Genomic DNA, 12176 nt, shown 5'->3' with positions numbered 1-12176 from the left:
GGAGCTGACGACCTCGGCAGACGCCGGCCCCGGCGGTGTGCCGGGGCCGGCGCCGTGACGGCAGGAGGAACCGAAGGTGCGTAGACGGGTGTGGTCCGAATAGGGTTTCGTTCGTAGCCTGTCAGACGGGTATCGATGGCGCTGGGAGGGCGGGCCGTGGAGGGCAGCGAGACCGGCTGGGGGCGGCCGGCCGAACCAGCACCGCGGTGGCGGGCGCTGCTCGACCGGGCCCGGCACGGTGGTCGCGCGGCCGAGCAGGCGGAGGCCGACCGACACGCCGATCCGCCGCCTCTGCCGCCGGAGCCGCTGCCCCGCCGCTCGTCGGGCAACGGCTACGCGGCGCGGGTGCCGGCCATCGGGCGGGCGCCCGAGCCGCCGTACGCGCCGGAGCCCGGCCCGCCGCCCTACGGCGCGGAGTACGGCCGTCCGGTCGACGCGGGCTACCGGGCCGAGGCCACCTACCGGGTGGAACCCGCCTACCGGGTGGACCCCGCCGAGCCCGCCTACCGGGTGGAGCCGGAGTATCCGCCGGAGCCCGCCTACCGCCTCGATCCGATCGAGCCGTCCTACCGGTCCGAGCCGGTCGAGCCCGTCTACCGCTCCGAGCCGGTCGAAGCCGTCTACCGGTCCGAGCCGGTCGAGCCCGTCTACCGGTCCGAGCCGGTCGAGCCGTCCTACCGGTCGGAACCGGTCGAGCCCGTCTACCGTGCGGATCCGGTCGAGCCGTCCTACCGCGCCGAGCCCGACTACCCGGCAGAGCCGGCGTACCGGGTCCCGGCCCAGGCCCCGCCGCCTCGCGTCGAGTCCGAGCCGCGCCACGGCCCGGGGCCGGCCGAGTCGCGCTACGCCCTGCTGGACAACGGCTACCGGCACGAGCCGCCCCCGGTCCGGTCCCGCTACGCGGTGCTCGACAACGGCTACCGCTCCCAGGCGCCGCCACCGCCGCCCCCACCGGCCACGCCGCCCCCGCCCCCCGCCGCGCCGGTGGCCGCCGACCTGGGCTACCCGGCGCGCGTCGAGTGGCGCCCACGCGGCACGGAGAACGAACTGGAGCGCGCCGCCGGGGTGCTCCGCCGTGACCTGGGCACCCCCCGGGTGCTCGCGTTCGCCAACCCGAAGGGCGGCGTGCACAAGACCACCGCCACCGTGCTGGCGGCGGCGACCGTCGGCAGCGTACGCGGGCGCGGCGTGCTGGCCTGGGACGACAACGAGCTGCGCGGCACGCTCGGGCTGCGCGCCGGCAGCGCCCGGCACGCCCGGACCATCCGGCACCTGGTCAGCGATCTCGCGCACGTCGAGATCAAGGAGGGCCCCGAGCTGCTGGAGCACCTGGACGACTACCTGCGGCACGCCTCCGACGGCTCGTACGACGTGCTGGCCGGCGAGGAGAGCCCGCGCTTCGCCCAGCGCCTCGACCAGTTCACCGTCCGGCGGGTGCTGGAACTGCTGCGGCGCACCCACGACGTGGTCTGCGTGGACACGGGCAACAACGTGGAGAGCGCCAACTGGCGCACCATCATGCAGGCGGCGGACCAGCTCGTGGTGACCACGGTGCCGCGTGAGGACGCCGCGTTCAGTGCCGACTGGATGCTGGACCTGCTGCACGAGGTGGGGATGGGGGAGCTGGCCGACAACGCGGTCACCCTGATCTCCTGCCCCACCCCGGGCCGCTCGCCGTTGCAGGACGACCTGGAGCGGCACTTCGCCACCCGCACCCGGGCCGTGGCCGTGGTGCCGTACGACCCGGCGCTGGAGACCGGCTCCTCGATCGAGTACCACCAGCTCCAGCAGGAGACCCGGCAGGCGTGGCTGAAGGCCGCCGCCGTGATGCTGGAGCCGTTCGCCCGGTGAGCGGGTGTGCCGCCACCGGCCGCCCACGCCGCCCAACGGCCTGAGAGGATCACCGGGTGAGCGCGGACACCCCCGAACCCGACCGGACCGACCGCCGGCCCGACGAGCCGGGGGCGCCGGCCGCCTGGGCGGAACCCGACCCGCCGGCCCGCGTCGGTCCTGCCAGCCCGCACGCCGCCCGGGAGCCCGCCCCGCCGCGCGACCCCGCGACCGGTGCGCCGCCGTACGCCCCGACCGGCGGCCCGTGGCACGCACCGCCGCACGACGGGCCCGTGGGGTACGCGCCCGCCAACACCGACCTCGGGTACACCGCCGGTTATTCGCCCGTGCCGGTGGAGCCGGACCTGCCGCGCGGGCGGGCGGTGCGCCTCGCCCTGCTGGCGACGCTCGCCGCCAGCGTGCTGGGGGTGCCGCTCGGGCTGCTCTGGGCGGCGCTCGCGCCGGACACGCCGGTGCTCAAGGTCGCCGACGGGGCGATCTACGCCGAGCCGCAGCCGGAGCAGCCGGTCGCCGCCGACGGCTGGTTCAGCCTGCTGGGGCTGGGCTTCGGGGTGCTCGTCGCGCTCGCGCTGTGGTTCCTGCTGCGCCGGCTACGTGGGCCGGTCGGCCTGCTCGCCGCCGTGTTCGGCGCGTTCGGCGCGGGACTGGCCGCCTGGCAGGTCGGCCGGCGGGTGGGGCTGGCCGGCTACGAGCGGCTGCTGGAGAGCGCGCCGGTGGGGCGGGCCTTCGACAAACCGGCCGACCTGCGGGCCGGCGGGATCGACTGGGTGCTCGGCGTGCTGCCGGTGCCGCACGGCAACCTGCTGCTGCCCGCGTTCGGCGCCGCCGTGGCGTACACCCTGCTGGCCGGCTGGTCGCGCTGGCCGTCACTGCGCCCGGAGCGCGAGCCCGACGTCAGTTGGGGGTCGGCGGGGACGCCAGCTCCGCCAGCGGCACCGGAACCGCCCGCACCTGGCGCAGCAGCGCCGCCTCACGGTTGAGCAGACGCAGCTCCGCGCGCAGCCGGGCGGCGGTGTCGTCGATGGCGAGCAGCCGCTGCCGGTCCGCCACGGTCAGTACGGCCGTCGCGGCCACCAGGTGCGACAGCACCGTCGGGTCCTCCGGCAACTGCTCGGAGAGCCCCTCGTCGTCGGCGCGGATCAGGCCCAGGTACTGCCGGAAGACCGAGATCACCCGGGCGGCGAGCAGGTCGGCGACCTCGTCGGGACCGCCCGGCTCGGGCAGCCACTCGACGTCGGCGGTGAGGTAGGGCTCGGCGTCCCGGTCGACGTCGGCGACGCGGAACCGGCGCTTGCCCACCGTGACGATGTCGAAGCCGCCGTCGGGACGCTCCGTGACCTGCCGCAGCTCGGCGGTGCAGCCCACCTCGTGCAGGGTGACGTCGCCGCCGGGCAGCGGCTGGCCGTCCGGCCCGGTCGGGGCGACCTCCCAGCCGGCGCGGATGGCCACCACGCCGAACTCGCGCGGGGCGTCCTCGGGCAGCGAGAGCAGGTGCCGGACCAGGGCGCGGTAGCGCTCCTCGAATATGTGCAGCGGCAGCACCAGACCGGGAAAGAGGACCGTTCCGAGCGGGAACACCGGCAGCCGCGCAGTCACGTCGTCGAGCGTAGCCCGATCCCGGCGCGACGGCGTGTCCCGGCTCACCGTCCCGGCGTACGGGCGGCGCCGGTCGCCGTCCGGACGGGCCGCCTAGACTCGCAAGGGTGTTGAACCGGATCGACCTGCGCGGCGGCGTACGCGACCCGCGCCGTCTGCTGCCCCGTGCCCAACTCGACGTCTCCGTGGCCGTCGAGCGGATCCGTCCCCTCGTGGAGGCGGTCCGGGAGCATGGTTACCCGGCGATCCGGGAGGCCAGTGAGCGCTTCGACGGGGTCTCGCCCGAGGTGCTGCGGGTGCCCGCCGAGGCGATCGCCGAGGCGGAGGGCACCCTCGACGCGGGGGTGCGTGCCGCGCTGCTGGAGTCCATCACCCGGGCCCGCAAGGTGCACGCCGACCAGCGCCGCACCGACCACACCACGCAGGTGGTGCCGGGCGGCACGGTGACCGAGCGCTGGGTGCCGGTCGACCGGGTCGGCCTCTACGTCCCCGGCGGCCTGGCGATGTACCCGTCGACCGTGGTGATGAACGTGGTGCCGGCCCAGGCGGCCGGGGTGCGCTCGCTGGTGGTGGCGAGCCCGCCGCAGCTGGACAACGGCGGCCTGCCCGACGCCCGGGTGCTCGCCGCCTGCGCCCTGCTCGGCGTCGACGAGGTCTACGCCGTCGGCGGCGCCCAGGCCGTGGCGATGCTCGCGTACGGCGCGGCGGTCGACGCCGAGGGCAGCGCCCACTGCGACCCGGTCGACATGATCACCGGCCCGGGCAACATCTGGGTCACCGCTGCCAAGCGGCTGCTGCGCGGCGTCGTCGGCATCGACGCCGAGGCCGGCCCCACCGAGATCGCCATCCTGGCCGACGACACCGCCGACCCGGCGCACGTCGCGGCCGACCTGATCAGCCAGGCCGAGCACGACCCGCTCGCGGCCAGCGTGCTGGTGACCTGTTCGGTCGAGCTGGTCGAGGCCGTCGAGCGGGAGCTGGCCCGGCAGGTGCCGGCCACCAAGCACGCCGAGCGGGTCACCACCGCGCTCACCGGCGAGCAGAGCGGCGTCGTCCTGGTCGACGACCTCGACGCCGGGCTGCGGGTGGTCGACGCGTACGCGGCCGAGCACCTGGAGATCCAGACCCGCGACGCCCGCGAGTGGGCGCTGCGGGTGCGCAACGCCGGGGCGATCTTCGTCGGCGCCTGGTCGCCGGTGTCGCTCGGCGACTACTGCGCCGGCTCCAACCACGTGCTGCCCACCGGCGGCTGCGCCCGGCACTCCTCCGGCCTGTCGGTGCAGTCCTTCCTGCGCGGCGTCCACCTGGTCGAGTACACGCAGGAGGCGCTGCGCGAGGTGGCCCCGCACGTGGTCACCCTCGCCGGCGTCGAGGACCTGCCGGCGCACGGGCAGGCGGTCAGCGTGCGTTTCCCGGGGGCCGCGTCGTGAGCGGGCCCACACCCCGTCGGCCGCAGGCCGGCGCCGGGCGGAGCGGGGTGGCCGCGTGACGACCCTCGACGACCTGCCGATCCGCGACGACCTGCGCGGGCTGTCGCCGTACGGGGCGCCGCAGCTCGACGTGCCGGTGCGGCTGAACACCAACGAGAACTCCCACCCGGTGCCCGAGCCGGTGGTGGACGCGATCGGCAAGGCCCTCGCGGCGGAGCTGCGCGACCTCAACCGCTACCCCGACCGCGACGCCGTGGCGCTGCGCGCCGACCTGGCCGGCTACCTGGGCCACGGGCTGACCGTCGACCAGGTGTGGGCCGCCAACGGCTCCAACGAGATCCAGCAGCAGCTGCTCCAGGCGTTCGGCGGGCCGGGGCGCAGCGCGCTCGGCTTCGTCCCCGCGTACTCGATGCACCCGCTGCTGGCGCTGGGCACCGGCACCCGGTGGGTGCCGGCCCGGCGGGGCGTCGACTTCGGGCTGACCGCCGACGAGGCGGTCGCCCAGGTCCGCGAGCACGCCCCGGACGTGGTCTTCCTCTGCTCGCCGAACAACCCGACCGGCACCGCCCTCGACCCGGCCGTGGTCGCCGCGGTCCTGGAGGCCGCACCGGGCATGGTGGTCGTCGACGAGGCGTACGCCGAGTTCGCCCGGCCCGGCACGGTCAGCGCCCTCGCCGTGCTGCCGGGACACCCGCGGCTGGTGGTGACCCGGACGATGAGCAAGGCGTTCGGGTTCGCCGGCGGCCGGCTGGGCTACCTGGCCGCCGATCCGGCCGTGGTGGCGGCGGTGCAGCTGGTCCGGCTGCCGTACCACCTCTCGGCGCTCACCCAGGCTGCGGCCCGGGCGGCGCTGGCGCACCGCGACGCCCTGCTCGGCACGGTGGCCGCGATCTGCGCGCAGCGCGACCGGATCGTGGCGCGGCTGCGCGAGCGGGGGCTGCGGGTGGCCGACAGCGACGCCAACTTCGTACTGTTCGAGGTCGGGGGCGACCAGGCCGTCGCCTGGCGCACCCTGCTGGAGTACGGCGTGCTGGTACGCGACGTCGGCCTGCCGGGCTGGCTGCGCGTCACCGCCGGCACGACGACCGAGACCGACGCCTTCCTCGCCGCCATGGAGAAGATCTAGTGGGAGCGCGAGGAGCGAGCTTGCGAGACCCGCAGTCGCGACCGAAAGGCAAGCAATGAGCCGGACCGCCCGCGTGGAGCGGATCACCAAGGAGACGAAGGTCCTCGTCGAGATCGACCTCGACGGCACCGGCCGCGCCGAGATCGGCACCGGCGTCGGCTTCTACGACCACATGCTGCACCAGATCGCCCGGCACGGGGGCTTCGACCTGACCGTGCGCACCGTGGGCGACCTGGAGATCGACGCCCACCACACGATGGAGGACACCGCGCTGGCCCTGGGCGCCGCGTTCGACCAGGCGCTGGGGGACAAGGCCGGCATCCGGCGGTACGGCTCGGCCACGGTCCCGATGGACGAGGTCCTCGTCCGGGCCGCGGTCGACCTCTCCGGCCGCCCGTACGTGGTGCACGACGAGCCGGCGCTGGCGCCGTACATCGGGCCGGTCTACCCGACCAGCATGACCCGGCACGTCTGGGAGTCCTTCGGCCAGGCGGCCCGGATCACCCTGCACGTCGACGTGCTGCGGGCGGCCCGCCCCGGCGGCCACCCGGACGCCCACCACGTGGTGGAGGCGCAGTTCAAGGCGGTCTCCCGCGCGCTGCGCGAGGCCACGGCGATCGACCCGCGCGCGGCGGGCGCCATCCCCAGCACGAAGGGGGCCCTGTGAGCGCGAGGAACGCAGCGCAGCGGAGTCCCGCAGTCGCGAGCGGAAGGTTGGCCCTGTGAGCGCGAGGAACGCAGCGCAGCGGAGTCCCGCAGTCGCGAGCGGAAGGCGGCTCTGATGGGCGGGGTGCTGCCGTCGTTGCTGCTGATCCTGGCCGGCGTGCTGGTCGGCGGGGTGTGGTCGCTGCACAGGCAGGGCGCGCCGCGCGGCGCGGTGGTGGTCACCGCGCTGCTGGCCGTGCTGGCGACGGCCGCCGGCGTGCTCTGGATGCTGCCGGGGGAGGGCGCGTGAGCGGGCGGAGTGTCCGACGGCGTCGCGGCGCCGCCGACCGGAGGGTGGTGACGGCGTGAGCCGCGTGGTGGTGCTCGACTACGGGTCGGGCAACCTGCGCTCGGCGGAGCGGGCCCTGGCCCGGGCCGGCGCGGACGTGACGGTGACCGACGACCTGTCCGCCGCCGCCGAGGCGGACGGGCTGGTGGTGCCGGGCGTGGGCGCGTTCGCCGCCTGCATGGCCGGGATCGAGGCCCTCGGCGCCGGCCCGGTGATCGCCGAGCGCGTCGCCGCCGGCCGGCCGGTGCTGGGCATCTGCGTGGGCATGCAGGTGCTCTTCGAGCACGGCGACGAGCACGGGGTGGTCACGAAGGGCCTCGGGCTGCTGCCCGGCGGGGTGACCAGGCTGGCGGCCGCCCGGCTGCCGCACATGGGCTGGAACACGGTCGCGGCACCGGCGGGTTCGGTGCTCTTCGCCGGCCTGCCCGCCGACAGCCGGTTCTACTTCGTGCACTCGTACGGGGTGGGGGACCCGGGCGCGCTGGCGGAGGCCGGCGCCACGGTCACCACCGCCCACCACGAGACGGACTTCGTGGCGGCCGTGGAGCGGGGCCCGCTCTGCGCCGCGCAGTTCCACCCGGAGAAGTCCGCCGACACCGGTGCCGCGCTGCTGCGCAACTGGCTCGCCACGCTCCCCACCGGTGACTGAGCGCCGCCCCGGTGCGGCGGGCCGGCTCCGGCCCGCCGCCGGCCGCCCTTCCGCCCGCCCACGGTCGCTCGGTCGGGCGCGCCGGCGGCGGGGCACGACGTGAGCAAGGAGCGGGCCCGGCGCCGGGCGGCCCGGGAGGCCGAGGCCGCCCGGCAGCGGGTCGTCCGCGAGCGGCGGGCGGCCCGGCGGTCGCGACGTCGGGCGCTGCTGCGCCGGATGACGCCGTCGCTGCGCCGGGGGCGGACGGGCCGGCTGCCCCGGCACAGCCGCGGCGAACGCGCCGCCATCGTGCTGCTGACCCTGGCGGCGATGATGCTGATCTGGACGTTCGTCGACGACCTGGCGCTGCGGATCGCGCTGGTCGTGTTGTTGCTGCTCGTACTGCCGGCGATCGTGGTGATCGCCCTGGACCGTCGCACCTGATCTCGAGGAGAAATACCGTGAGCCTCACCCTGTTGCCCGCCGTGGACGTCGCCGACGGCCAGGCCGTCCGACTCGTGCAGGGCGCCGCCGGCAGCGAGACGACGTACGGCGACCCGCTGGAGGCCGCGCTGGCCTGGCAGCGGGACGGCGCCGAGTGGATCCACCTGGTCGACCTCGACGCCGCCTTCGGTCGGGGCTCCAACGCGCACCTGCTGGCCGAGGTGGTGCGGCAGCTCGACGTGAAGGTGGAGCTGTCCGGCGGCATCCGCGACGACGAGTCGCTGCACGCCGCGCTCGGCACCGGCGCCGCCCGGGTGAACATCGGCACCGCCGCCCTGGAGGATCCCGTCTGGTGCGACCGGGTGTGCGGGGAGTACGGCGACCGGGTGGCGATCGGGCTGGACGTGCGGGGTCGTACCCTCTCGGCCCGGGGCTGGACCCGCGACGGCGGCGACCTGTTCGAGGTGCTGGAGCGGCTGGACAAGGCGGGTGCGACGCGCTACGTCGTCACGGACATCACCAAGGACGGCACCATGCGCGGGCCGAACCTGGACCTGCTGCGCGAGGTCTGCGCCCGCACCGACGCCCCGGTGATCGCCTCCGGCGGCGTCTCCACCCTGGACGACCTGCGGGCGCTGGCCACCCTGGAGCCGATCGGGGTCGAGGGCGTGATCGCCGGCAAGGCCCTGTACGCGGGCGCCTTCACGGTGGCGCAGGCGCTGGAAACGCTGGCGGCGGCGTGAGCGTCACGCGGCTCGGCTCGGGTGGCCCGTGGGAGTCGGTGTACGGCTACTGCCGGGTGGTCCGGGCCGGTGACCTGGCCTGGACGGCCGGCTGCACCTCCACGGTGGACGGCGTGGTCACCCACGTCGGCGACGCGGCGGCGCAGACCGCCCAGGCGCTGCGGATCGGGCTGGACGCGCTGGCCGAGGTGGGCGCGGAGCCCGGCGACGTGGTGCGGACCCGGATGTACGTGACGGACCGCACGTACGCCGACGAGGTCGGCCGGGCGCACAACGCGGTCTTCGGCGCGGTCCGCCCGGCGGCCACGATGGTGGTGGTGGCCGGTCTGCTCCACCCGGACCACCTGGTGGAGGTGGAGTTGGAGGCGTATCTCGGCGACCGCTGAGCCGGCGGTCGCCGCGGTGGCGGCGGTGGCGGCGGTGCGGTCGCGGCCCCCGGCGGCGGCGGTGGTGCGGGTCACGCGCGCCCCGATCGGTTGTGCACAATCCAATTGCGCGCTACGTTTTCCCGGTGACCGACCATCTGGTGCTGCGCCGGCAGGTGTGCTTCGCGCTCTACGCCGCGTCGCGCGCCCTCACCGACGTCTACCGGCCCGTCCTCGACGAGTTCGGCCTGACCTACCCGCAGTACCTGGTGCTGCTGGTGCTCTGGGAGCGCGACGACGCCCCCACGGTCTCCGAGCTGGGCGCCGCGCTGCGGCTGGACTCCGGCACGCTCTCGCCGTTGCTCAAGCGGTTGGAGGGGGCGGGGCTGGTCGTCCGGACGCGCTCGGCGCGTGACGAGCGGCGGGTGGAGGTGGGTCTGACCGGCGACGGGCGGGCCCTGCGGCAGCGGATGGAGGAGGTGCCGCTGCGGGTCGCCCGCGCCACGGGCCTCACCGAGCCGGAGCTGGTCGAACTGCGCGACACCCTCACCCGGGTCACCGAGACGATCCACCGACAGAAGGAGCAGTGACCATCATGCAGGTGCTCTACACCGCGTCCGCCCGGGCCACCGGGGACGGTCGGGACGGCCACGTCCGCACCTCCGACGGCACGGTCGACCTGGACCTGGCCGTGCCGAAGGAGATGGGTGGCGCCGGCGGCGCCGCCAACCCCGAGCAGCTCTTCGCGGCCGGTTACGCCGCCTGCTTCCACTCGGCGCTGCGCCTGGTAGCCCGCAAGGCGAAGGTCGACGTCTCGGGCTCGGTCGTCGAGGCCGAGGTCGGCATCGGCGCCAACGGCAGCGGCGGCTTCGGGCTGGCCGTCACCCTCCTGGTCGACCTCCCCGCCGTCGAGCGGGCCGCCGCCGAGCAGGTCGTCGAGCAGGCCCACCAGGTCTGCCCCTACTCGAACGCGACCCGCGGCAACGTCGAGGTGGCCCTCACCGTGCGCGAGGCGCTGTGAGCACCCGCAACCGCGAGATCCACCTCGCCTCCCGCCCGCAGGGCTGGCCGACGGCCGCCAACTTCCGCCTCGTCGAGACCGACGTGCCCACCCCCGGCCCGGGCCAGATCGTGGTCCGTAACCGGTACATGTCGGTCGACCCGTACATGCGGGGACGCATGAACGACGTCAAGTCGTACGTGCCGCCGTTCGCGCTCGACGCGCCGCTGGACGGCGGGGCGGTCGGCGAGGTCGTGGCCGGTGAGACCGAGGGCCTGCGGCCCGGCGACACCGTCCTGCACGGCCTCGGCTGGCGCGAGTACGCGCTGCTCGACGCGAAGGCCGCCCGGAAGGTCGACCCCGACCTCGCCCCGGTCACCGCCTACCTGAGCGTGCTGGGCATGACCGGCCTGACCGCGTACGCCGGGCTGCTGGACGTCGCCGGGATGAAGCCCGGGGAGACGGTCTTCGTCTCCGCCGCCGCCGGCGCGGTCGGCAGCCTGGTCGGCCAGATCGCCAGGCTGCGCGGCGCCGGGCGCGTGGTCGGCAGCGCCGGCTCGGCGGCCAAGGTCGAACGGCTGCGCGCGCTCGGCTTCGACGCCGCGTTCGACTACCACGACGGGCCGGTACGCGACTCGCTGAAGGCCGCCGCGCCCGACGGTGTCGACGTCTACTTCGACAACGTCGGCGGGGACCACCTGGAGGCGGCGATCTCCGCGATGAGGGTGCACGGTCGGGCCGCGATCTGCGGCATGATCGCGCAGTACAACGACACCGAGCCCCCGGCCGCGCCGCGCAACCTGGCGCTGGTCATCGGCAAGCGGCTCACCCTGCGCGGCTTCCTGGTCGGCGACCACGGCCACCTGCGCGCCGAGTTCGTCCGCGAGATGGCCGGCTGGCTGCGGGACGGGAAGGTCTCCTACGACGAGACGGTCGTCGACGGCATCGAGAACGCCCCGGAGGCGTTCCTCGGCCTGCTGCGCGGCGAGAACCTCGGCAAGATGCTCGTCCGGGTGTGAGCGGGGGCGCCGCTGCCGGCGCCCCCGGGCCCCGACGCGGTGGCCGGCCTCACCGGCCGGTCACCGCCGGGGCCGGGAAGGATAGGCTCGCGGCATGACGGTGGCGGTGCGGGTCATCCCGTGTCTGGACGTGGACGCCGGTCGCGTGGTCAAGGGGGTCAACTTCCTCGACCTGCGCGACGCCGGCGACCCGGTGGAGCTGGCGGCGGCGTACGACCGCGCCGGCGCGGACGAGCTGACCTTCCTCGACGTCACCGCCTCCTCCAGCGACCGGGGCACGATGCTCGACGTGGTCCGCCGCACGGCGGAGTCGGTCTTCATCCCGCTGACCGTCGGCGGCGGCGTCCGGCAGGTCGCCGACGTCGACACGCTGCTGCGCGCCGGCGCGGACAAGGTCGGGGTGAACACCGCCGCCATCGCCCGCCCCGAGCTGATCGCCGAGATCGCCGACCGCTTCGGCCGGCAGGTGCTGGTGCTCTCGCTCGACGTCCGGCGGGCGCCCGGGGGCGGCACGCCCAGCGGGTTCGAGGTGACCACCCACGGCGGCCGGCGTGGCACCGGGCTCGACGCGGTCGAGTGGGCCCGTCGCGGCGCCGAGTTGGGCGCGGGCGAGATCCTGCTCAACTCGATGGACGCCGACGGCACCAAGGCCGGCTTCGACCTCGAACTCATCGGCGCGGTGCGCCGGGTGGTCGACGTGCCGGTGGTGGCCAGCGGCGGCGCCGGCGAGGTGGCGCACTTCGCGCCGGCGATCGGCGCCGGCGCGGACGCGGTGCTCGCCGCCAGCGTCTTCCACTTCGGCGAGCTGACCGTCGCCGAGGTCAAGGACGCGCTGCGCGGCGCCGGACACCCCGTGCGCTGACCGTCGCCGCGCCGGACACCCGCGCGCTGACCGCCCCGCGTTCGCAGCCCGACCGGGCCGCAGCGTCTCGGTGTCCTTGTCGTGCAGCGGTTCGTCCATCGTCGCCTCTGGCCGGCAG

Annotated in this window: 15 protein-coding genes; 14 read left to right on the top strand and 1 reads right to left on the bottom strand. The window is 75.6% G+C overall.

Going from position 1 to position 12176, the window contains the following annotated elements:
* Positions 1-135 precede the first annotated feature (135 nt).
* Both AC5L34_RS13660 and AC5L34_RS13655 read left to right on the top strand, forming a co-directional pair.
* Positions 136-1851: an ATPase gene (locus tag AC5L34_RS13660; protein WP_494825169.1), complete on the top strand. Its 1716-nt coding sequence runs from the start codon at positions 136-138 to the stop codon at positions 1849-1851.
* Between the two features lie 56 nt (positions 1852-1907).
* Positions 1908-2831, top strand: coding sequence for a DUF2567 domain-containing protein (locus AC5L34_RS13655; protein ID WP_494825168.1), 924 nt, complete (start codon positions 1908-1910; stop codon positions 2829-2831).
* Here the strand turns inward: AC5L34_RS13655 and AC5L34_RS13650 are convergent.
* Positions 2746-3447 (bottom strand): LON peptidase substrate-binding domain-containing protein, encoded by a 702-nt coding sequence (locus tag AC5L34_RS13650; protein WP_088999253.1) that lies wholly within the window; start codon positions 3445-3447, stop codon positions 2746-2748. The genes AC5L34_RS13655 and AC5L34_RS13650 overlap by 86 nt on opposite strands.
* Positions 3448-3554: 107 nt before the next feature.
* Here AC5L34_RS13650 and hisD point away from each other — a divergent pair, with 107 nt between their 5' ends.
* From hisD to hisF, 12 genes are all read left to right on the top strand, one after another.
* Positions 3555-4877: a histidinol dehydrogenase gene (hisD, locus tag AC5L34_RS13645; protein ID WP_441174820.1), complete on the top strand. Its 1323-nt coding sequence runs from the start codon at positions 3555-3557 to the stop codon at positions 4875-4877.
* A gap of 55 nt (positions 4878-4932) precedes the next feature.
* Entirely contained in the window at positions 4933-6003 is a 1071-nt protein-coding gene (locus AC5L34_RS13640; RefSeq protein WP_441174819.1) for a histidinol-phosphate transaminase, read from the top strand.
* Between the two features lie 55 nt (positions 6004-6058).
* Complete coding sequence (gene hisB, locus AC5L34_RS13635; protein WP_441174818.1) at positions 6059-6670, top strand: imidazoleglycerol-phosphate dehydratase HisB; 612 nt, start codon at positions 6059-6061, stop codon at positions 6668-6670.
* A gap of 114 nt (positions 6671-6784) precedes the next feature.
* On the top strand, positions 6785-6958 hold the full coding sequence (locus AC5L34_RS13630) for a CG2302 family histidine operon protein (RefSeq protein WP_357721125.1): 174 nt from the start codon (positions 6785-6787) through the stop codon (positions 6956-6958).
* Positions 6959-7013: 55 nt separating this feature from the next.
* The gene (hisH, locus tag AC5L34_RS13625; protein WP_101411843.1) at positions 7014-7646 is read left to right on the top strand and encodes an imidazole glycerol phosphate synthase subunit HisH; all 633 of its coding nucleotides are present in this window, start codon (positions 7014-7016) and stop codon (positions 7644-7646) included.
* A 99-nt stretch (positions 7647-7745) separates the two neighbouring features.
* Positions 7746-8069 (top strand): hypothetical protein, encoded by a 324-nt coding sequence (locus tag AC5L34_RS13620; protein WP_101411841.1) that lies wholly within the window; start codon positions 7746-7748, stop codon positions 8067-8069.
* A 17-nt stretch (positions 8070-8086) separates the two neighbouring features.
* Complete coding sequence (gene priA, locus AC5L34_RS13615; protein WP_101411839.1) at positions 8087-8812, top strand: bifunctional 1-(5-phosphoribosyl)-5-((5-phosphoribosylamino)methylideneamino)imidazole-4-carboxamide isomerase/phosphoribosylanthranilate isomerase PriA; 726 nt, start codon at positions 8087-8089, stop codon at positions 8810-8812.
* On the top strand, positions 8809-9198 hold the full coding sequence (locus tag AC5L34_RS13610; RefSeq protein WP_441174816.1) for a RidA family protein: 390 nt from the start codon (positions 8809-8811) through the stop codon (positions 9196-9198). The genes priA and AC5L34_RS13610 overlap by 4 nt, the downstream gene beginning before the upstream one ends.
* A 125-nt stretch (positions 9199-9323) precedes the next feature.
* A complete protein-coding gene (locus AC5L34_RS13605) occupies positions 9324-9767 on the top strand; it encodes a MarR family winged helix-turn-helix transcriptional regulator (protein ID WP_494825163.1) in 444 nt (147 codons plus the stop codon).
* 5 nt (positions 9768-9772) lie between these two features.
* The gene (locus AC5L34_RS13600; RefSeq protein ID WP_089003333.1) at positions 9773-10198 is read left to right on the top strand and encodes an organic hydroperoxide resistance protein; all 426 of its coding nucleotides are present in this window, start codon (positions 9773-9775) and stop codon (positions 10196-10198) included.
* Entirely contained in the window at positions 10195-11196 is a 1002-nt protein-coding gene (locus tag AC5L34_RS13595) for an NADP-dependent oxidoreductase (protein ID WP_494825161.1), read from the top strand. The genes AC5L34_RS13600 and AC5L34_RS13595 overlap by 4 nt, the downstream gene beginning before the upstream one ends.
* A 94-nt stretch (positions 11197-11290) precedes the next feature.
* Positions 11291-12058, top strand: coding sequence for an imidazole glycerol phosphate synthase subunit HisF (hisF, locus tag AC5L34_RS13590; RefSeq protein ID WP_101411832.1), 768 nt, complete (start codon positions 11291-11293; stop codon positions 12056-12058).
* Positions 12059-12176 lie beyond the last annotated feature (118 nt).

This window comes from Micromonospora sp. ZG13, assembly GCF_059359355.1.
The sequence above is the reverse complement of the archived record's forward strand: the minus strand, read 5'-3'. Positions and strand labels throughout refer to the sequence as shown.

Bases quoted from the DNA above. Each gene is read 5' to 3' on its own strand.
- hisB (WP_441174818.1), top strand. From the start codon at position 6,059: ATGAGCCGGACCGCCCGCGTGGAGCGGATCACCAAGGAGACGAAGGTC.
- AC5L34_RS13660 (WP_494825169.1), top strand. From the start codon at position 136: ATGGCGCTGGGAGGGCGGGCCGTGGAGGGCAGCGAGACCGGCTGGGGG.
- AC5L34_RS13630 (WP_357721125.1), top strand. From the start codon at position 6,785: ATGGGCGGGGTGCTGCCGTCGTTGCTGCTGATCCTGGCCGGCGTGCTG.
- AC5L34_RS13600 (WP_089003333.1), top strand. From the start codon at position 9,773: ATGCAGGTGCTCTACACCGCGTCCGCCCGGGCCACCGGGGACGGTCGG.
- hisF (WP_101411832.1), top strand. From the start codon at position 11,291: ATGACGGTGGCGGTGCGGGTCATCCCGTGTCTGGACGTGGACGCCGGT.